This window comes from Mesorhizobium comanense (assembly GCF_005503535.1).
In the GTDB taxonomy this organism is placed as follows: domain Bacteria; phylum Pseudomonadota; class Alphaproteobacteria; order Rhizobiales; family Rhizobiaceae; genus Mesorhizobium; species Mesorhizobium comanense.
This window is the reverse complement of the sequence record NZ_SCNN01000001.1, coordinates 551948-570461: the sequence shown is the minus strand read 5'-3', so window position 1 is coordinate 570461 and position 18514 is coordinate 551948. Positions and strand designations below refer to the sequence as shown.

Below are 18514 nucleotides of genomic sequence, written 5' to 3'. Positions count from 1 at the left end.
TCGGAAAAAACCGCTCATGACCGCACCCTTCCCGCCAATCTTGTCAAAATGCCGTCCGCGAGCGCAGCGCCGCTGCCAACGTGCCTTCATCGAGATAGTCGAGTTCGCCGCCCACCGGCACGCCATGCGCAAGGCGCGTCACCTTGACTTCGAAACCGGACAGTTGATCGGTGAGGTAGTGCGCCGTGGTCTGGCCCTCGACGGTGGCGTTGACGGCCAGGATGATCTCCTTGACCTCGCCGCCGGCGACACGGTCGATCAGCGAGCGGATGTTGAGCTGGTCGGGACCGATGCCGTCGAGCGGCGACAGCGTGCCGCCCAGCACATGGTAGCGCACGTTCATCGCCGCCGCCCGCTCCAGCGCCCAGAGGTCGGAGACGTCCTCGACGACGATCAGTGTCGCGGCATCGCGGCGTGGGTCGGTGCAGATCATGCAAGGATCCGATGTGTCGACATTGCCGCAGGTGGAGCAGATGCGCACCTTGTCGGCGGCCTCTCCCATCGCGGCCGCCAGCGGCGACAGCAGTTGTTCCTTTTTCTTGATCAGATGCAGCGCCGCGCGCCTGGCCGAACGCGGCCCGAGCCCCGGCACCTTGGCCAGGAGCTGGATCAGGCGTTCGATCTCGGGGCCGGCGATTCGCTTGGACATCGCCTGATCTAGGATTTTTCAGAGCGCTTTGGAACATCTTCCGTCCAGTCACGAGCCACCATGCTGCCATGGCGGATCGTTGGGAACGGATCAGTTGGCCTCGAGCGGGCGGCCCTGGCTGACGATCATGGCGCCGATGGCATCCGTGTTCTCAGGCGTAGACTGGAAGCCCATCGCCGCTTCCTGCGGCTGACCCTGGACCGACGAGATGACCTTCGTGTTCAAGGTTCCGCCAAAGCGGGCGGCATCGGGCTCTTCCATCGGCTCCTGCATTGCAACCAGCGTCTGCTTTGCCTGGACGCGACCGGATTTGGCTGGCGGCGCCAGGGAGGCCGTCGCATAGGTATCCTGTACAGGGACGACCTTCGTCCTGGCCGGCGCGGGTGCCGGCTCGGCTGCGGCGGTCATGAAGACCTGTTGTCCCGCAACATTGCGGGCAGCGGGCTTGGCTGGGCGCAGGGGCGCCGCGGAGGCAACCATCATGACCGGTGCGGCCGGCTTGACGATCTCCGATCCGGCGGAAGCGACGGCGACCATCGGCTCATCCGGCAGCGGCTGCCAGTTGCGGCCGCGCTTCTCGTAGAAGGCATTGCCTCCCGCAACCATCGTGTAGTGCATGTTCTTGTAGGGGAAACGCAAACCGGCGGTGTGGAAATACATGGTGTTCTTGAGCTTGGCCTTGCGCTCGCCCCTGAGCACGGCGTCGGCGGCTTCCTCGACATCGGGCATGGCGCGAGAATTCATCGGCCGGGTCATGACGCCGGGCGCAAACTGGCCCGGCTCACCCACCACCTGGCAAATGGTGGTGCCATGATTGCCGGAACGCAGACGGTTCATCACCACCGTGCCGACGGCGATCATGCCGTCGCGGCTCGAGCGGTTGGATTCGAAGAACATCGCCCGTTCCAGGCATTCCCGGTCCTTCGGCGTGTGGCTGGAGGCGCGCGAGGTGAGGAAACTCGGCGTGATGGCATCGGTCAGGCTGGAGACCGACATACCATGCGAGGTCGTCTGGCTGCAGGCGGCCAGGAACAAGGGAGACGTAACGACGCCGAGCAACAGCGGCATCTTCCATCGTGTGACGATCAACAGGCTACCCTCTCACTTCATGCCCGCCCCAGGTTGCGGCAAGAATGAGACACTTTCGGGCAAAATGATGGCTAAAACGTTATTAGTGATGAACTGTTACCGAATAGACACAAATCGTGACTTTCCAGATAGATCGCGCCATCGTCTCACAAAGGCGATGATGGCTCTCTCTTTGTTTCGCCGTAATTGCGGAAACCGGTCCGGTTCTTCCTGGAACAGTCCTACCGCCCGGCGGCGATCGCGACCGGCTGACCGGGCTCGGTCTCTTCGACTTTCTCTGAGAACAGGCCGCGCCTGAGGAAAACAGCGCGCGCGGCCCTTGCCGTCGGGCCGATCTTGCCCGGCCAGTCGCTGTCGATGAACTCGGCCTTGGTGAAATCGGGATTGGTCTCGGAGGCCGCCTCAAGGAACTCGGCGATCTCCAGCACGATCTCCCGTTCCTCTTTCGAAAGCGCGGAGGAGCCGGCCTCGATCGACGGGCGGTGCACAAAGTCCTCGAACAGATTGAAGTAGCCCTTGATGCCGACGATATCGACGCCGGCGTCACAATCGGCCAGGATTTCCAGGATCTCGTAGATCCTGTTGCGAATACGCTGCTCGATCAATCTTTCAGACGGTTCATCGATCATGGGCGCGTTGCCACTGGGGGCTAGAACGGCAGCTTCATTCCCGGAGGAATCGGCAGGCCTGCTGTCAGCGCCTTGGTCTTCTCCTGCATGATCTGCTCGACCTTGGCCTTGGCGTCGTTGTGGGCGGCAAGCAGCAGGTCCTCGAGAATCTCGACATCGTCCTCCTTGAACAGCGACGGGTCGATCTTGAGCGACTTCATGTCGAACTTTCCGCTCAGCGTCACGTTGACCAGCCCACCGCCGGCCTGCCCCACGGCTTCAACCGTGGCGATCTCGTCCTGCATGGCCTGGAACTTGGCCTGCATTTCCTTCGCCTTGCCCATCAGGCCGAGAAGATCTTTCATGGTGGGATCCTTTGCGGATTGGTGCTGGATGTCAGGGTTCGTCGTCGTCGGCTGGCGGCTCGACCGGCACTTCGGCTTCGGCCGCATCTGCCTCCGGCGCGTCGGGAATGCGCACATCAATGATCTTGGCGCCGGGAAAGCGCGCCAGGATGGCGGCAACGGTCGGGTCGCTCTTGGCATCGAGGAAGGCGTTCTCGCGCTTGGTCGATTCCATCTCGGCCAGCGTCTGGCCGCCCTCTTCCTTCGACAACGACACCAGCCAGCTGCGGCCGGTCCAGGCGCGCAGCTTGGTCGTCAGCTCGTTGAGCAGCATCTTGGGCGCGTCGTCGGTCAGGCTGACGTCGATACGGCCCGGTTCGATGCGCACGGGGCGGATGCAGCGCTTGACCAGAACCTTGAAGGCGATGTCGCGCTGGGCGTCGGCCAGCGCCACAATGTCCGCCAGCGATTTCAGAGGGACCTGCTGCACTTCAGCCGCCGGCTGCGGCGGCGCGACGAAGGCGGCCGGGGCTGATGTAGCCTCGACAAGGCGCATGGTCTGTGCACCGCCCGATCCGGTGGGCATGCGCGTCTGCGCCACCGCGCTGGCGCCGTTGCCACCGCCAGGCCCGGTCGGCGTCCCGTTGGGGCGCGGCGCACCGCCTTGAACCGGCGCTGCGCCTTCGAGCGACCGCAGCGCCTCGTCCAGCGTCGGCAGGTCGGCGGCGTGCGCCAGCCGGATCAGCACCATTTCGGCGGCACTGACAGGACGGTTGGAGGATTGTACCTCGGGAATACCCTTGAGCAGCATCTGCCAGGTCCGCGACAGCACGCGCACCGACAGCCTGGCCGCGAAATCGGCACCGCGCTGGCGCTCGTCCTGCGACAGCGACGCATCGTCCATGGCGGTCGGCACGAAGCGCAGCCGGGTGACGAGATGATTGAATTCGGCAAGATCGGTCAGCACGGCGGCCGGATCGGCGCCGGTGTCGTACTGGGTGCGGAATTCGGCGAGTGCCGCCGCCACGTCGCCCTTCATGACATGCTCGAACAGATCGACGATGCGGGCGCGGTCGGCGAGGCCCAGCATGGCGCGCACCGCTTCGGCGCTGACCGAGCCGGCGCCGTGGGCGATCGCCTGATCGAGAATGGACAGCGAATCACGCGCCGAGCCTTCGGCGGCGCGCGCGATCATCGCCAGCGCGTCGTCGTCGACCGAAATGCCTTCCTTGCCGGCGATGGCCGAAAGATGCGCGACCAGCGCGCCGGCATCGATGCGCCTCAGGTCGAAACGCTGACAGCGCGACAGGACGGTGATCGGAACCTTGCGGATCTCGGTGGTGGCGAAGATGAACTTTACATGCGGCGGCGGCTCTTCCAGCGTCTTCAGCAGGCCGTTGAAGGCCTGCGTCGACAGCATGTGCACTTCGTCGATGATATAGACCTTGTAGCGCGCGGAGACCGGCGCGTAACGGACACGCTCGATGATGTCCCTGATGTCGTCGATGCCGGTGTGCGAGGCGGCATCCATCTCGATGACATCGACATGGCGGCCTTCCATGATCGCCTGGCAGTGCTCGCCCGGCACGGAGAGATCGACCGAAGGCTGATCGACCGTTGATGTCTTGTAGTTCAGCGCACGCGCCAGAATGCGCGCCGTGGTCGTCTTGCCGACACCGCGCACGCCGGTCAGCATCCAGGCCTGGGCGATGCGGCCGGAGGCAAAGGCGTTGGTGAGGGTGCGCACCATCGGCTCCTGGCCGACCAGCTCGGAAAAATTCGAAGGACGGTATTTGCGCGCCAGAACGCGATAGGCGGCGGTCTTGCCATTCTCCGGACCTTTTGGCTCCAGGCTTTTTGGTCCCGAATTCCCGGCTTCGCTCATTCGCCCGTAAAGCTCCCAAAGACCGCGCCCGAAAGCGGCCCATTCCTGCGCATAGTCTCGCCCGCGCAGCAATGCGCCGTCAATGTCGCGGGGTGGCCAATGAGGTGGGAGGCTGGAACAATGACCCGTTCCGGGCTCGTTAGGGCTGCTTCCTTCCGGACCTGACCCGGTTGGCGAGTGGATCGTCCACCACCAACCTCCCGCCGTCCATATCGGCAATTGCGCGACGAAATGCAAGTGCGCCGGGCAAATCGGCATCGCAAGGCACGAGATTCGCTTGCAGCCCCGGCATTGCCGCTCTAGCGTTCATGAGTTTGAGGAAACCAAGAAAAGCAAGGAAACGCCGATGCTGCCGGGCCTGAAGGCCGGATTCACGCTGGATGCCCGGCTGGAGGCGGACAGCGAGCAATTGATGTGGCTTGGGCTGTGTGAATTGCGGGTAATGAACGATCGCCGCTGGCCATGGCTGCTTCTGGTGCCGCAACGGCCGGGCGCTGAAGAGATCCACGACATGACGCCGCTCGACCAGGCCATGCTGACCTTCGAGACCAATATGGTGGCGCAGGCGCTGAAGAAGGTTACCGGCTGTACCAAGATCAATACCGGGGCGCTGGGCAACATCGTGCGTCAGTTGCACATCCATGTCATCGCCCGCTCCGAGCACGATCCCGGCTGGCCCGGCCCCGTATGGGGCCATGGCCTGCGCGAGCCCTATCAGCGATCCGACCTCTACCGGTTTGCCGAAACGATCCGGGCGGCGCTATAAGCCTTCGCCGTGTCCATCCCGAACATGTCCATCCAAAGCACCAGAGACCGCATGAGCTTCCGCCTGTTTGACGCGCCGCTGCGCGAGCCGAGCCAGTTCGTCGGTTTTGCCGGCAACAGGATCGACCGACAATCCGAGAACCGGGCTGACGATTCAGTCGACAAGGCGCTGGCCGATCCAACGACGCGGTTGCTTCTGATGAATGGCGGGCGGCTCTACCTGAAGCTCGCCGACGGCGCTTTCGACCCCTGGTACGATATCGCCGAGAGCGCCCCTTTCAAGCCGTCCTTCGAGCAGAGCGTGCTGCTCGGTTTTTCCGAACAGGGGCCGGTGCTGGCGGTTGTGGCCGGCGTCGATGCCGAGCAATTGCCGGAAACCGCCAAGGCGATCGACTACCGTTCGGTCTACATGCAAGGCCTTATCGACGAGGCGGCGGCCGGTGCCATGGCGCAAGGGGCGGCGCTGCTTGCCTGGCATGCCAGCCACCGCTTCTGCAGCAAATGCGGCACGCAATCGCAGATGCGCGCCGGCGGCTACAAGCGGCATTGCCCCAATTGCGGCACCGAGCATTTTCCGCGCACCGACCCGGTGGCGATCATGCTGACGGCGACACGGGAGAAATGCCTGCTCGGGCGCGGCCGGCATTTCGCGCCGGGCATGTATTCGGCGCTGGCAGGCTTCATCGAGCCCGGCGAGACGATCGAGGCGGCGGTGCGGCGCGAAACGCTGGAGGAAGCCGGCATCCGGCTCGGCCGCGTCGTCTACCATGCCAGCCAGCCCTGGCCGTTTCCCTATTCGCTAATGATCGGCTGCTTCGGCGAGCCGCTCAACGAAGACATCCAGGCGGATCTCAACGAGCTGGAAGACTGCCGCTGGTTCTTCCGCGACGAGGTGCGACTGATGCTGACCCGTGAGCACGCCGATGGCTTGATCACACCGCCAAAGGGGGCTATCGCGCATCACCTCATCCGTGCCTGGGTCGACAGCGAATAGGAGCAGGAAATGATCCGCCACACCGTCGTGTTCACACTGAAGCATGCGCAGCATTCGCTGGAGACGAAACGCTTCCTGCACGATGCGCGCAAGATCCTTTCCGCGATCAAGGGCGTCACCCATTTCGAGCAATTGCGCCAGGTAAGCCCGAAGAACGACTACCAGTTCGGCTTCTCCATGGAGTTCGCCGACCAGGCCGCCTACACCAAGTACAACGACCATCCGGACCACGTCGCCTTCGTGCGGGACCGCTGGGTGCCCGAAGTCGAGAAATTCATGGAGATCGACTATGTACCGCTGGGATTCGGCTGAAAGTTCAGGTGGGTTTCAGCTGAATTTAGGCCGGCGCTAATCCGCGACCTTCCACTGCTCGCGCGACTGGCTGGCCGGATAGACGCCAAGAATGCGCACTTCCCGTGAGAAGAAGCGCAGTTCGTCGAGCGCCAGCTTGACCAGGGGGTCATCGGGATGGCCCTCGATGTCGGCGTAGAACAGCGTCGCGGTGAAGGCGCCCAATTGGTAGCTCTCCAGCTTGGTCATGTTGATGCCGTTGGTGGCGAAGCCGCCCATGGCCTTGTAGAGCGCGGCCGGCACGTTGCGAACGCGGAAGATGAAGGTGGTCATCATCTTGACGTCCGTTGACGGACGTTCCGCCCACTGCTTGCTCTTGGTCAGGACAACGAAACGAGTGACGTTGGAATCGGTATCCTCGACGTTCTCCTCGATAATATCGAGCCCATAGAGCGTCGCGGCCAGCGCGGGCGACAGCGCCGCCATGCTGCGATCCTTGACCTCGGAGACCATCTTGGCGGCACCCGCCGTATCTCCGGCAACCACACCCTTCCAGCCATTCTTGCGGATGTATTTGCGGCACTGGCCAAGCGCATGGATGTGCGTGTGCACGGTCTTGATTTCATCGCGCTTGACGCCGGGCAGCACCATCAGCTGAAAATGGATCGGCAGGAAATATTCGCCGACGATGTGCATCCGCGACTCAGGCAGCAGATGGTGGATGTCGGCGACACGTCCGGCGATCGTGTTCTCGATCGGAATCATGGCGAGATCGGCCTTGCCGGTCTCGACCGCGTTGAACGCGTCCTCGAAGGTCGGGCACGGCAACGGCTCCATCGAAGGATAGACGTTGCGGCAGGCCGTGTCGGAATTGGCGCCGGGCTCGCCCTGGAAGGATATTCTGTTGGTCTTGTCAGGCATGCTGATGTCTCAGTTTGAAAGGATTTCCCTGGCGCGCTCCAGGTCTTGCGGCGTGTCGACGCCAAGCGGCAGCGACTGGACGATCTCGGCATCGATGCGCATGCCGGCCTCCAGCGCCCGCAACTGCTCCAGCCGTTCGCGGCGTTCGAGCGGCGACGGTTTCAGGGCGACGAAGCGCTCGAGCGCCGCGCGGCGATAGGCGTAGAGGCCGACATGGTGGTAAAGCGCCCCCTCGCCCCACGGCGCGGTGGCGCGGGTGAAATAGAGCGCCCGCAGCCTGGTGGCCGACAACGGCGAGCCGACGATCTTGACGACGTTGGGATTGGTCTTTTCCTCGTCGCGGACGATCTCGACGCCAAGCGTGGCGATATCGACCCCGATGTCCTCGAACGGCCGTAGCGAAGCGGCGATGATCGCGGGATCGATGGTCGGCAGGTCGCCCTGCACATTGACGATGGTCTCGACCTGGCCACGGGGATCGAGCGCCAGGAGGGCCTCGTGGATGCGGTCGGACCCCGATTCATGGTCGACGCGGGTCATGACGGCCTCGAAACCATACGCTCGCACCGCTTGCGCCACGCTTTGCGTGTCGGTCGCCACCACAACCCGGCCAAGGTCCGCCTCGGCGGCACGGCGGGCGACATGGACGATCATCGGCGCGCCGGAGATGTCGGCCAGGGGTTTGCCCGGGAGGCGGGTCGAGGCCATGCGGGCCGGGATCAGGATCAGGGTGGACATCGGTCTGGCAAGGCGTTGCGAAAGAGGAGGGGAAAAGTGGCAAAAGGTCTCACTGGAAGCGCCCTTATAGGTGTTGCAACGCCCGAGCAAAAGACCTAGTTTCCGCCCGATTTGACCGGCTCTGGAGGGCAGGTCTCGATACCGACGGACGGAGTGGACGGATCAGTCCGCCGGAAAAGGGAGCAAGGGGCGAATGGATTCCAACGAAGTCAACAAACTGCTCGCCGGATTGCTCGGAACCGTTTTCGTCGTTTTCTCGGTCGGCCTGGTGTCGGACGCGCTGTTTGCCTCGCCGGCCCCGGAAAAGCCCGGCTTCGCCATCGAGGCCGCTGAGCCCGCCGAAGGCGGCGCGGCAGCGCCCGCCGCCGAAGCCAAGCCGATCGCCGATCTCCTGCAGACTGCCAATGCCGAGGCTGGTGCGGCCGTATTCAAGAAGTGCCAGGCCTGCCATTCCGGCGAAAAGGGCGGCCCCAACAAGGTCGGCCCGGATCTCTGGGATCTCGTCGATCGTCCCGTCGCCGAGCATGAAGGCTTCGCCTATTCGGCCGGCATGAAGGAATTTTCCAAGGGCGGCACCGAGAAGTGGACCTATGACAACATCAACCACTTCATCACCTCGCCGAAGAAGTTCGTGAAGGGCACCGCCATGGGCTTCGCCGGCCTGCCCAAGGACGAGGACCGTGCCAACGTCATCGCCTATCTGCGCACGCTGTCGGACAATCCCAAGCCTCTGCCGACGCCAGGTGCTGCCGCCGACGCCTCCGCACCCGCGAAACCGGCTGACGGAGCAGCACCAGCGAAGCCGGCTGACGCTGCCGCACCGGCCAAGCCCGCCGCTCCAGCGCCGGCGCCCGCCCAGTGAAAAATTTGTAATCTCCACAATCTTGAAAAAGCCGGGTTCTGCCCGGCTTTTTTGTTGGAAAAAACGCATGTTGCGGCGACAAAGCCGGCGCATTGCGGTTTTCACGGGCGCCAAATCATCTAGGATCGCGCTTCTGGATGATCCGCGCGCATCGCGAAGAGGAGAATGCATGACGGTTGGCCGAACGCTTCTCAAGCCGCTGCTGGCGGCGGCCCTGCTGGCGGCGGGACTGCAGGCGAGCCGGGCAGATGAATGGCGCACCACCTCCTCGCTGATCGGCGAGTCCAAATATGGCGACAACTTCCAGCACTACGACTACGTCAACCCGAACGCGCCCAAGGGCGGCACCTACAACAACGTAGTGGTCGGCACCTTCGACAGCTTCAACCCGTTCATCGTACAGGGATCGCCGGCCGCGGGCTTGGTCGAATTCGGCGGCGGGCTGCTCTACGATACGCTCATGGATCAGGCGACCGACGAGGGCAGCGTCAGCCACCCGCTGATTGCCGATGCCTACAAATATCCGGCCGACTATTCGTCCGCGACGTACAGGCTCGACCCACGTGCCAAATGGCATGACGGCCAGCCGATTACCGTCGAAGACGTGATCTGGTCGTTTCATGTGCTGAAGGCCAACAGCCCGATGTACAGCCGCTATTTCGAGAACGTGACCGAAGCTATGGCCGTCTCGGACCGCGAGGTCGAGTTCCATTTCAACCAGAAGGGCAACCGCGAACTGCCGAAGATCCTGGGCGACCTTGTCGTGTTGCCGAAGCACTGGTGGGAAGGCACCGACGCCAACGGCAAAAAGCGCGACATCACCAAATCGACGCTCGAACCACCACTGGGCTCGGCAGCATACAAGATAGCCAGTTTCAAACCGGGCTCGGAGATCGTCTGGCAACGCGTGCCGGACTATTGGGGCGCCAAGCTGCCGGTCAAGATCGGCCGCGAGAACTTCGACACCCAGCGTTTCACCTACATCCTCGACGATAACGCTGCCTGGCAGGCCTTCACCAAGGGCGGCTTCGACGACATCAAGCCGGAAAACAGCTCGAGACGCTGGAACACGGCCTATAATTTTCCCGCCGCGAGCGCGGGCGACGTCATCAAGCAGGTTTTCAAGACCACATCGCCGGAACCCATGCAGGCCTTTATGCTCAACCAGCGGCGGCCGCAATTCCAGGATCGTCTCGTGCGCGAGGCGCTCACGCTTCCCTTCGATTTCGAGAGCATGAACCGGACGCTGTTCTACAATTCGAACACGCGCACACAGAGCTATTTCGAGGGAACCGAACTGGCGTCGAGCGCACTGCCGCAAGGCAAGGAGCTTGAAATCCTCGATAAATACCGCGACCAGCTGCCAGCCGAACTGTTCACGCAGGAATTCAAGCTGCCGGTCTATGATTCGCCGCAGGCGGAACGGAAGTATCTGAAGCAGGCTGTCGACCTGTTCGCCCAGGCGGGCTGGGTGATCAAGGGCGGCAAGATGGTGAACGGCAAGACGGGCGAGCCGTTCAAGTTCGAGATCCTCGGCACTTCCGACACCGACCAGGTGATCTCAAGTCCCTACATCGCCAATTTGCGCAAGATCGGTGTCGACGCGACACTGCGGATCATCGATCCCAGCCAGTACATCAACCGCCGCAACAATTTCGACTACGATGTCATCATAAGCATCCTTCAGCAGTCGGAATCCCCGGGGAACGAGCAGCGCGACTTCTGGAGCGCGAAGGCAGCCGACTCGCCCGGATCGCGCAACTATTCCGGCATCAAGAACCCTGTCGTGGACGCGCTCGTCGACCGCATCATCTTCGCCACCGACCGCGACGACCTCGTCGCCGCCACGCATGCGCTCGATCGGGTGCTCTTGTGGAACTACTATGCGGTGCCGCAATATTACCGGGCGGTGGTGTGGCTGGCCTACTGGAACAAGTTCGGCATTCCCGACAAGCAACCGAGCTACAGGGGCGCCGACATCGATTCCTGGTGGATCGATACGACGAAGGAAAAGGCGCTGTCCGCCAAGTACAAGGGCCTCAATTGATGGGGCGGCAGTCGGTGCTTCCTCGTCGCGATTTCCTGGTGCTTGGCGGCGCCGCTGCGGCCGCCGCCCTGCTGCCGGGCAAAGCTTTCGCCGAGATCGCCACCGGCACGAAACTGCACGGTCTGTCGGCCTTCGGCGACCTCAAATACAAGCCTGATTTCACGCATTTCGACTATGTGAATGTCGACGCGCCGATCGGCGGCACCTTCAATTTCGCGCCGCCTAACTGGGGTTACAACCAGAATACGCAGACCTTCAATACACTGAACGCCTTCGTCGACAAGGGCGACGCGCCGCCGCGCATGGAGATGTGTTTCGACGGGCTGATGGTGCGGGCGCTCGACGAGCCTGACGCCGTCTACGGCCAGATCGCAGATGGCGTGACGCTGTCGGACGACCGCAACACCTTCACCTTCTCGCTCAGGCCCGAAGCGCGCTTCCACGACGGCTCGCCGCTGACGGCGCAGGATGCGGCCTTCACTTTCAAGCTCTACAAGGACAAGGGCCATCCCGACCTGTCCCTGTCGTTGACGCACATGGTCGACGCCGTTGCCGTCGACGATCATACGCTGCAGCTTACCTTCTCCGGCAAGCAGTCGGCCCGCACCGTGCTCAACGTCGTGGAATTTCCGATCCTGTCGAAGGCTTTCTATACGGCCAATCCATTCGACAGCTCGCAATTGAATGCGCCGCTCGGCTCAGGCGCCTACAAGGTCGGCCGCTTCTCGGCCGGCTCCTGGATCGAATATGATCGGGTGGCGGACTATTGGGGCCGAGACCTTCCGGTCAATCGCGGCCAGAACAATTTCGACACCATCCGCATCGAATTCTACCAGAACCGCAACGCCGGTTTCGAGGCCTTCAAGAAGGGCGAGATCACTTACCGGGAGGAATTCGTGTCGCGCGTCTGGGCAACCGCCTACGACTTCCCTGCACTGACCGCCGGCAAGGTGGCGAAGCACGAATTCCCGGCCGAGAAGCGGCCAACCATGCAGGCCACCGCGGTCAACCAGCGGCGCGAACAGTTTCGCGACCCAAGGGTCAGGCAGGCGATAGCGCTCTGCTTCGATTTCGAATGGACGCGGCGCAACTTCTTCTACGGCTCCTACGAGCGTTCGCAATCCTGCTTCGAGAAATCGGACTTTCGCGCCGAAGGGCTGCCGGCGCCGCAAGAGCTGGCGCTGCTCGAGCCGCTGCGCGCCCAGCTTCCCGCCGAAGCCTTCGGCGAGGCGGTGACCCAGCCCGCCTCCGATGGCTCCGGGCGCGACCGCAAGCTGCTCGGCCAGGCGGTCAAGCTGCTGGCGGCCGCCGGCTGGAAGCGCTCGGGCGACTTTGTCGTCAACGACAAGGGCGGCAGGCTGTCGGCCGAGTTCATGGTCGATGACGACACTTTCGTGCAGGTCTATTCGCCTTGGGTCGCCAATATGAAGGCGATCGGCATAGACGCAACGATCCGGCTGGTGGATTCAGCGCAATACCAGTCCAGGCAGGCGACATTCGACTTCGATCTTTTGTCGGCGGCGTTTTCCTTCAGCGCTACACCGACGCGCGACGACCTCGAGGGCTTCTTCCATTCGCGCACCGCCAACCTTTCGGGCTCGCGCAACCTGCCGGGCATATCGAGCCCCGCCATCGACGCGCTGATCGACGCGGTGGGAGCCGCACAGGACCGTGAAAACCTGACGGTGGCGATGCGGGCGCTCGACCGGGCCTTGCGCGCGCGCTGCGATTGGATTCCTAGTTGGTTCCTGGCGAATCACCGAAGCGCCTATTGGGACATGTTCGGCTTTCCCGAGCAGAAACCCGATTTCGGCTTTCCGGTCGAGGGGCTGTGGTGGGTCGATAAGGGCAAGGCGGCAAAAATTGGCAAAGGCTGAGATGTCAGTCCAACAGGGGCCTGAAGCCTGATGGGCGCCTATATACTGCGCCGCATCCTTCTGATGATCCCGACGCTGTTCGGCATCATGGCAATTTCTTTCGCCGTCATCCAGTTCGCGCCCGGCGGCCCTGTCGAGCAGGTCATCGCCAAGCTGACCAACCAGGGCGGCAACGACCGTCTCGGCGGCGGTGGCGGCGACGCGGGCGGCTCCAATTTCGACGTCGCCGGTGACGTCAGTTCGAAATACCGCGGCGCGCAGGGGCTCGACCCCGAATTCATCAAGAAGCTGGAGAAGCAGTTCGGCTTCGACAAGCCGCCGCTCGAGCGCTTTGGCATGATGCTGTGGAACTACGCCAGGTTCGATTTCGGCAACAGCTATTTCCGCGATATCTCGGTGCTCGACCTCATCCTGGAAAAGATGCCGGTGTCGATCTCGATCGGGCTCTGGATCACGCTGCTTTCCTATCTCATTTCCATCCCGCTCGGTATCCGCAAGGCGGTCAAGGACGGCACGCCGTTCGACGTCTGGACCAGCGGCGTCGTCATCGTCGGCTATGCCATTCCAGGATTCCTGTTCGGCATCCTTCTGATGGTGCTTTTCGCCGGCGGTTCGTTCTGGGACTGGTTCCCGCTACGCGGCATCGTGTCCGACAATTGGGACCAGCTGTCATGGCCGGCCAAGATCGCCGACTATATCTGGCACATGACGCTGCCGTTGACGGCGCTGGTGCTGTCGGCCTTCGCCACCACGACGCTTTTGACCAAGAACTCGTTCCTGGAAGAAATCCGTAAGCAGTATGTGGTGACGGCCCGCGCCAAGGGCCTGTCGGAACGGCAGGTGCTTTACGGACATGTTTTCCGCAACGCCATGCTGATCGTCATTGCCGGCTTTCCCGGAGCCTTCATCTCCGCTTTCTTCACGGGGTCGCTGCTGATCGAGAACATCTTCTCGCTCGACGGGCTGGGCCTGCTCGGTTTCCGGTCGGTGGTGGAGCGCGATTATCCCGTGGTGTTCGCCAACCTCTACATCTTCTCGCTTCTGGGCCTGTTCATCGGGCTCTTGTCCGACCTGATGTACACGTGGGTCGATCCGCGTATCGATTTCGAGCGGAGAGACGTCTGATGTCGGAGGCAAGCGTTACCGCCGGGGTGGTGCCGCAGCGGATGCCGCGGCCGTTTCTGTCGCCGCTCAACACGCGCCGCCTGCACAATTTCAAGGCGAACCGGCGCGGCTACTGGTCGCTGTGGATTTTCCTGGTCCTGTTCGTGCTGTCGCTGTTTGCCGAATTCATCGCCAACGACAAGCCGATCGTCGCCTCCTACAAGGGCGAGATCCTGTTTCCGGTTCTTGTCGCCTATCCCGAGGAGAAGTTCGGCGGCTTCTATGCCGTCACGGATTATCGTGATCCGGTGATCCAGGACGAGATCAACGCCCATGGCTGGATGGTCTGGCCGCCGATCCGCTACTCCTACCAGACCGTCAACAACGCCATTCCGGAAGCGGCACCCGCCAAGCCGTCCTGGGAATATGACGCCAAGACGCGCTGCAACCAGTATCCGCAAGGCGCGGCCGATCCGGCCTGCATCGTCGGCAACTGGAACTGGCTGGGCACCGACGACCAGGCGCGCGACGTGCTGGCGCGCGTGATCTACGGCTTTCGCATTTCGGTGCTGTTCGGCCTGATCCTGACCGCCGGTTCAGCCTTGATCGGCGTTGGAGCGGGTGCCGTTCAGGGCTATTTCGGCGGCTGGACCGACCTTCTTTTCCAGCGCTTCATCGAGATCTGGTCGGCAATTCCCGTGCTTTATCTCCTTCTCATCGTTGCCGCCATCCTGCCGCCAGGCTTCTTCATCCTGCTCGGGCTGATGCTCCTGTTCTCCTGGGTGGCGCTCGTCGGCGTGGTGCGGGCAGAGTTCCTGCGCGCCCGCAATTTCGAGTACGTCAACGCCGCGCGCGCGCTCGGCGTGCCCAACCGCACCATCATGTTCCGGCACCTTCTGCCCAACGCCATGGTGGCGACATTGACCTTCCTGCCCTTCCTGCTCTCCGGCTCGATCTCGACGCTGACCTCGCTCGATTATCTCGGCTTCGGCCTGCCGCCAGGCTCCGCCTCGCTCGGGGAATTGCTGAAACAGGCGCAGCGCAACCTCAATGCGCCCTGGCTCGGCATATCGGGATTCGTCGTCATCTCGCTGATGCTGTCGCTGCTGGTCTTCGTCGGCGAGGCAACGCGCGACGCTTTCGATCCGCGCAAGACGTTCAAATGAGCGAAGCGCCCTTGCTCAGCGTCCAGGACCTCAGCGTCGCCTTCAGCCAGGGCGGCGGCCAGTCTGTCGCGGTCGACCACATCTCCTTCGATATCGCCAAGGGCGAGACCGTGGCGCTGGTCGGTGAATCCGGCTCCGGCAAATCGGTCTCGGCGCTGTCGGTGCTGAAGCTTCTGCCCTACCCCAGCGCCAGCCATCCCTCCGGCAAGATCCTGTTCCAGGGCGCCGACCTGCTGGCCATGGGCGAAAAGCAGTTGCGCCAGGTGCGCGGCAACAAGATCACCATGATCTTCCAGGAGCCGATGACCTCGCTCAATCCGCTGCACACGATCGAGCACCAGATCGTCGAAATCCTGAAGCTGCATCAGGGCATGGCCGACCGCCCGGCCAAGGCCCGTACGCTTGCCCTGCTCAAGGAGGTCGGCATCCGCGATCCGGAGAAGCGGCTCGACGCCTATCCGCACCAGCTTTCGGGCGGCCAGCGCCAACGCGTCATGATCGCCATGGCGCTGGCCAACGAGCCGGAACTGCTGATCGCCGACGAACCAACGACCGCGCTCGACGTCACCGTGCAGGCGCAGATCCTCGAACTGCTGGCCGCTCTGAAGAGCCGCAAGGGCATGTCGATGCTGTTCATCACCCACGACCTTGGCATCGTGCGCAAGATCGCCGACCGGGTGTGCGTGATGACCAAGGGCAAGATTGTCGAGACCGGGCCGACCAAGGACATCTTCGCCAACCCGCAACACCCCTATACGCGTCATCTCCTGGCCGCGGAGCCGAAGGGCAAGCCGCCGGCCGCCAATGCCGACGCCAAGGCGGTCATGACCGGCAAGGACATCAAAGTCTGGTTCCCGATCAAGCAGGGCTTCTTCCGCCGCGTCGTCGACCATGTGAAGGCCGTCGACGGCATCGACGTCACCGTGCGCGCCGGCCAGACGCTGGGCGTGGTCGGCGAATCCGGCTCCGGCAAGACGACGCTCGGCCTGGCGCTGGCGCGCATGATCTCCTCGACCGGCACCATCCAGTTCAACGGCCGCGACATCAACCAGCTCACCTTCAACGCTATGCGGCCGCTGCGCAGGGAACTGCAGATCGTTTTCCAGGACCCGTTCGGCTCGCTCAGCCCGCGCATGTCGATTGCCGAGATCATCGAGGAAGGCCTGAAGATCCACGCGCCGAAGCTGTCGCCCGACGAGCGCGACGACAAGGTCGTCGACGTGCTCAAGGAGGTCGGCCTCGATCCGGCGAGCCGCAACCGCTACCCGCACGAATTTTCCGGCGGCCAGCGCCAGCGGGTCGCGATTGCGCGCGCCATGGTGCTGAATCCGCGCTTCGTGATGCTGGACGAGCCGACATCGGCGCTCGACATGAGCGTCCAGGCACAGGTGGTCGACCTCCTGCGCAACCTGCAAGCCAAGCACGACCTGGCCTACCTGTTCATCAGCCATGACCTCAAGGTTATCCGGGCGCTGGCCAATGACGTCATCGTCATGCGCAATGGCCGGATCGTCGAAGCCGGCCCTTCGGAGCAGATTTTCGGAAATCCGCAAACCGACTATACCAGGGCGCTGATCTCGGCCGCCTTCAAGATCGAGACGGCGCCGGCCGGCATTGTCAGCCAGTGATTTTCTAAAAGGGATTAGACGAACCGCGATGGAAAAAGGCCGCATCCTGCTTGCCGTTACCGGCTTTCATCCGCAGCGCTGGCGCGAACTTTTGTCGGCCGAACGCGAGGTGGTGCTGGAGCCGGACGGGGCCAAGGACCCGTCGATCACCTACGCGGTGGTGTGGAAGCAGAAGCCGAACCTGTTGTCGTCGCTGCCCAATCTGCGCGCCATCTTCTCGATCGGCGCGGGTGTCGATCATGTTTTCGCCGATCCCGGCCTGCCGGACGTTCCGATCGTCAAGGTGGTCGCCGACAACCTCACCCAGTACATGACCGAGTATGTCGTCTGGCGGGTGCTCGATCATCATCGCCAGGGCCTGCTCTATCGCTCGCAGCAGACAAAGAAGGCCTGGCATGATCCACCGCAGAGGCCGGCTGGCGACATTTCGGTCGGCATCATGGGGCTGGGCACCCTCGGCCGTGCCAGCGCATCCGTGCTTCTGTCGCTCGGCTTCGCGGTCAATGGCTGGTCACGCACCGATCGGCCGATGCAGGGTGTGGCAACCTATTCCGGCGATGCCGGATTGATACCCTTTCTGAAGGCGACCGACATACTGGTCGTGCTGCTGCCGCTGACACCGGACACGCAGGGCATCATCGATTACGGCGTGCTCAAGGAGTTGCGCAAACGCAATGGCCTCGGCGGCTCGGTGCTGATCAACGCCGGACGCGGACGCCTGCAGAAGGACGCCGACATCGTGCGCGCGCTGGACGACGGTACGCTCAAGGAAGCGAGCCTCGACGTGTTCGAGGTCGAACCGCTGCCGAAAACCAGCCCGCTGTGGAGCCACCCCAAGGTATTCGTGACGCCGCATGCGGCGGCGACCTCCGACCCCGTGCACCTTGTGCCGACCATGCTGCGCCAGATGGATGCCTTCGAGCGCGGCGAGAAGCTCGACAACCTGGTGGACCGCAAGGCGGGATATTAGGCTATCTGACGAGGTCCCAGTCGGCGAAGCACTGCTTGATTGCCCACAGCGACGACAGTCGCACCTTGGGCAGGTCGAGCTGTTCGAACATGATCCGGTAACGCTCGCGGTTCTTCGGCGTGGTCACGGCGATATGATGGATCATGTCCCATTTGACGCTGTCGCGTCCGCCCGGCAGGCCGCCGCGTCTTTCCTTCTCGAGCAGGGTTCGCCTGAAATAGCGCAGCAGGCTGGCCGGGGTGGAGATATCCAGCAGGATCAGTCCTGTCGCCCGCTGCAATCGTTGCGGCATGCCGATCGAATAGTTTCCGTCCATCACCCAGCGCTCGCCGGCGATCGCGGCGTCATGCAAGGCAATGAATTCATCCTTTGGACGCTGCTCCCAGTCCGTGTTGGGCAGGTGAAAGAGCAGATCGAGATGAATGGGCTCCAGGCCGCGCTTGCGGGCAATCGCATCGGCCAGGGTCGACTTGCCGCTGTTGGACGGGCCCAGGATGCAGATGCGATCCCCGAGATCCAGGAGGTTCATCAGATCGTGCCTTGAAAGGATTTGGGGCGGCTTCACCGTTTCGCGGA

The 18514-nt window shown here is 63.0% G+C and carries 18 protein-coding genes and 1 other RNA gene; 10 read left to right on the top strand and 9 right to left on the bottom strand.

Annotated elements, in window-relative coordinates; genetic code table 11:
- Positions 1–43 precede the first annotated feature (43 nt).
- From recR to ffs, 6 genes are all read right to left on the bottom strand, one after another.
- Positions 44–649: a recombination mediator RecR gene (gene recR / locus FFS37_RS02695; protein ID WP_137929379.1), complete on the bottom strand. Its 606-nt coding sequence runs from the start codon at positions 647–649 to the stop codon at positions 44–46.
- A 90-nt stretch (positions 650–739) separates the two neighbouring features.
- Positions 740–1738: a cell wall hydrolase gene (locus tag FFS37_RS02690; protein WP_137929378.1), complete on the bottom strand. Its 999-nt coding sequence runs from the start codon at positions 1736–1738 to the stop codon at positions 740–742.
- 221 nt (positions 1739–1959) lie between these two features.
- On the bottom strand, positions 1960–2367 hold the full coding sequence (locus FFS37_RS02685; protein WP_137929377.1) for a hypothetical protein: 408 nt from the start codon (positions 2365–2367) through the stop codon (positions 1960–1962).
- 20 nt (positions 2368–2387) lie between these two features.
- The gene (locus FFS37_RS02680) at positions 2388–2711 is read right to left on the bottom strand and encodes a YbaB/EbfC family nucleoid-associated protein (protein WP_137929376.1); all 324 of its coding nucleotides are present in this window, start codon (positions 2709–2711) and stop codon (positions 2388–2390) included.
- Positions 2712–2742: 31 nt separating this feature from the next.
- Positions 2743–4575 carry a DNA polymerase III subunit gamma/tau gene (locus FFS37_RS02675; protein WP_137929375.1) on the bottom strand — a complete coding sequence of 611 codons (1833 nt, stop codon included), beginning with the start codon at positions 4573–4575 and terminating at the stop codon, positions 2743–2745.
- A 104-nt stretch (positions 4576–4679) separates the two neighbouring features.
- Positions 4680–4776: signal recognition particle sRNA small type (gene ffs, locus FFS37_RS02670), an RNA gene on the bottom strand.
- Between the two features lie 145 nt (positions 4777–4921).
- On the opposite strand from ffs, the gene FFS37_RS02665 reads away from it, so the two are divergent.
- Genes FFS37_RS02665 through FFS37_RS02655 form a run of 3 tightly spaced genes read left to right on the top strand, consistent with a single transcriptional unit; the run spans position 4922 to position 6646 of the window.
- Positions 4922–5341, top strand: coding sequence for an HIT domain-containing protein (locus tag FFS37_RS02665; RefSeq protein WP_137929374.1), 420 nt, complete (start codon positions 4922–4924; stop codon positions 5339–5341).
- A 51-nt stretch (positions 5342–5392) separates the two neighbouring features.
- Positions 5393–6334 (top strand): NAD(+) diphosphatase, encoded by a 942-nt coding sequence (gene nudC / locus FFS37_RS02660; RefSeq protein ID WP_137929373.1) that lies wholly within the window; start codon positions 5393–5395, stop codon positions 6332–6334.
- A gap of 9 nt (positions 6335–6343) precedes the next feature.
- Positions 6344–6646: a Dabb family protein gene (locus tag FFS37_RS02655; RefSeq protein ID WP_137929372.1), complete on the top strand. Its 303-nt coding sequence runs from the start codon at positions 6344–6346 to the stop codon at positions 6644–6646.
- Between the two features lie 36 nt (positions 6647–6682).
- Here the strand turns inward: FFS37_RS02655 and FFS37_RS02650 are convergent, their stop codons facing one another.
- Together FFS37_RS02650 and FFS37_RS02645 are read right to left on the bottom strand one after the other, a co-directional pair.
- Complete coding sequence (locus FFS37_RS02650) at positions 6683–7546, bottom strand: prephenate dehydratase (protein ID WP_137929371.1); 864 nt, start codon at positions 7544–7546, stop codon at positions 6683–6685.
- A gap of 9 nt (positions 7547–7555) precedes the next feature.
- Positions 7556–8284 (bottom strand): 3-deoxy-manno-octulosonate cytidylyltransferase, encoded by a 729-nt coding sequence (locus tag FFS37_RS02645; protein WP_137929370.1) that lies wholly within the window; start codon positions 8282–8284, stop codon positions 7556–7558.
- Positions 8285–8477: 193 nt separating this feature from the next.
- On the opposite strand from FFS37_RS02645, the gene FFS37_RS02640 reads away from it, so the two are divergent.
- The 7 genes from FFS37_RS02640 to FFS37_RS02610 all read left to right on the top strand — a co-directional run bounded on the left by FFS37_RS02640 (position 8478) and on the right by FFS37_RS02610 (position 17938).
- Positions 8478–9146 (top strand): c-type cytochrome, encoded by a 669-nt coding sequence (locus FFS37_RS02640; RefSeq protein WP_137929369.1) that lies wholly within the window; start codon positions 8478–8480, stop codon positions 9144–9146.
- A 169-nt stretch (positions 9147–9315) separates the two neighbouring features.
- Complete coding sequence (locus tag FFS37_RS02635) at positions 9316–11193, top strand: extracellular solute-binding protein (protein WP_137929368.1); 1878 nt, start codon at positions 9316–9318, stop codon at positions 11191–11193.
- Positions 11193–13070: an extracellular solute-binding protein gene (locus FFS37_RS02630; RefSeq protein ID WP_137929367.1), complete on the top strand. Its 1878-nt coding sequence runs from the start codon at positions 11193–11195 to the stop codon at positions 13068–13070. Before FFS37_RS02635 ends, FFS37_RS02630 begins: the two co-directional genes overlap by 1 nt.
- A gap of 30 nt (positions 13071–13100) precedes the next feature.
- Complete coding sequence (locus tag FFS37_RS02625) at positions 13101–14195, top strand: microcin C ABC transporter permease YejB (RefSeq protein WP_137929366.1); 1095 nt, start codon at positions 13101–13103, stop codon at positions 14193–14195.
- A complete protein-coding gene (locus tag FFS37_RS02620; RefSeq protein WP_137929365.1) occupies positions 14195–15340 on the top strand; it encodes an ABC transporter permease in 1146 nt (381 codons plus the stop codon). The genes FFS37_RS02625 and FFS37_RS02620 overlap by 1 nt, the downstream gene beginning before the upstream one ends.
- Entirely contained in the window at positions 15337–16968 is a 1632-nt protein-coding gene (locus tag FFS37_RS02615) for an ABC transporter ATP-binding protein (protein WP_137929364.1), read from the top strand. The genes FFS37_RS02620 and FFS37_RS02615 overlap by 4 nt, the downstream gene beginning before the upstream one ends.
- A gap of 28 nt (positions 16969–16996) precedes the next feature.
- Positions 16997–17938, top strand: a complete 942-nt coding sequence (locus FFS37_RS02610) for a 2-hydroxyacid dehydrogenase (RefSeq protein WP_137929363.1) — start codon at positions 16997–16999, stop codon at positions 17936–17938.
- A gap of 1 nt (position 17939) precedes the next feature.
- On the opposite strand, the gene FFS37_RS02605 is transcribed toward FFS37_RS02610, so the two are convergent.
- Entirely contained in the window at positions 17940–18467 is a 528-nt protein-coding gene (locus FFS37_RS02605) for a P-loop NTPase family protein (RefSeq protein WP_137929362.1), read from the bottom strand.
- Positions 18468–18514: the final 47 nt, after the last annotated feature.

What these genes read in the sequence shown, in the direction of transcription:
- FFS37_RS02650 (WP_137929371.1), bottom strand. Translation starts at nt 7,546, where the DNA reads ATGCCTGACAAGACCAACAGAATATCCTTCCAGGGCGAGCCCGGCGCC.
- recR (WP_137929379.1), bottom strand. Translation starts at nt 649, where the DNA reads ATGTCCAAGCGAATCGCCGGCCCCGAGATCGAACGCCTGATCCAGCTC.
- FFS37_RS02665 (WP_137929374.1), top strand. Translation starts at nt 4,922, where the DNA reads ATGCTGCCGGGCCTGAAGGCCGGATTCACGCTGGATGCCCGGCTGGAG.
- FFS37_RS02655 (WP_137929372.1), top strand. Translation starts at nt 6,344, where the DNA reads ATGATCCGCCACACCGTCGTGTTCACACTGAAGCATGCGCAGCATTCG.
- FFS37_RS02675 (WP_137929375.1), bottom strand. Translation starts at nt 4,575, where the DNA reads ATGAGCGAAGCCGGGAATTCGGGACCAAAAAGCCTGGAGCCAAAAGGT.
- FFS37_RS02605 (WP_137929362.1), bottom strand. Translation starts at nt 18,467, where the DNA reads ATGAACCTCCTGGATCTCGGGGATCGCATCTGCATCCTGGGCCCGTCC.
- FFS37_RS02620 (WP_137929365.1), top strand. Translation starts at nt 14,195, where the DNA reads ATGTCGGAGGCAAGCGTTACCGCCGGGGTGGTGCCGCAGCGGATGCCG.
- FFS37_RS02685 (WP_137929377.1), bottom strand. Translation starts at nt 2,367, where the DNA reads ATGATCGATGAACCGTCTGAAAGATTGATCGAGCAGCGTATTCGCAAC.
- FFS37_RS02615 (WP_137929364.1), top strand. Translation starts at nt 15,337, where the DNA reads ATGAGCGAAGCGCCCTTGCTCAGCGTCCAGGACCTCAGCGTCGCCTTC.
- FFS37_RS02680 (WP_137929376.1), bottom strand. Translation starts at nt 2,711, where the DNA reads ATGAAAGATCTTCTCGGCCTGATGGGCAAGGCGAAGGAAATGCAGGCC.
- FFS37_RS02635 (WP_137929368.1), top strand. Translation starts at nt 9,316, where the DNA reads ATGACGGTTGGCCGAACGCTTCTCAAGCCGCTGCTGGCGGCGGCCCTG.
- FFS37_RS02640 (WP_137929369.1), top strand. Translation starts at nt 8,478, where the DNA reads ATGGATTCCAACGAAGTCAACAAACTGCTCGCCGGATTGCTCGGAACC.
- nudC (WP_137929373.1), top strand. Translation starts at nt 5,393, where the DNA reads ATGAGCTTCCGCCTGTTTGACGCGCCGCTGCGCGAGCCGAGCCAGTTC.
- FFS37_RS02630 (WP_137929367.1), top strand. Translation starts at nt 11,193, where the DNA reads ATGGGGCGGCAGTCGGTGCTTCCTCGTCGCGATTTCCTGGTGCTTGGC.
- FFS37_RS02610 (WP_137929363.1), top strand. Translation starts at nt 16,997, where the DNA reads ATGGAAAAAGGCCGCATCCTGCTTGCCGTTACCGGCTTTCATCCGCAG.
- FFS37_RS02625 (WP_137929366.1), top strand. Translation starts at nt 13,101, where the DNA reads ATGGGCGCCTATATACTGCGCCGCATCCTTCTGATGATCCCGACGCTG.
- FFS37_RS02645 (WP_137929370.1), bottom strand. Translation starts at nt 8,284, where the DNA reads ATGTCCACCCTGATCCTGATCCCGGCCCGCATGGCCTCGACCCGCCTC.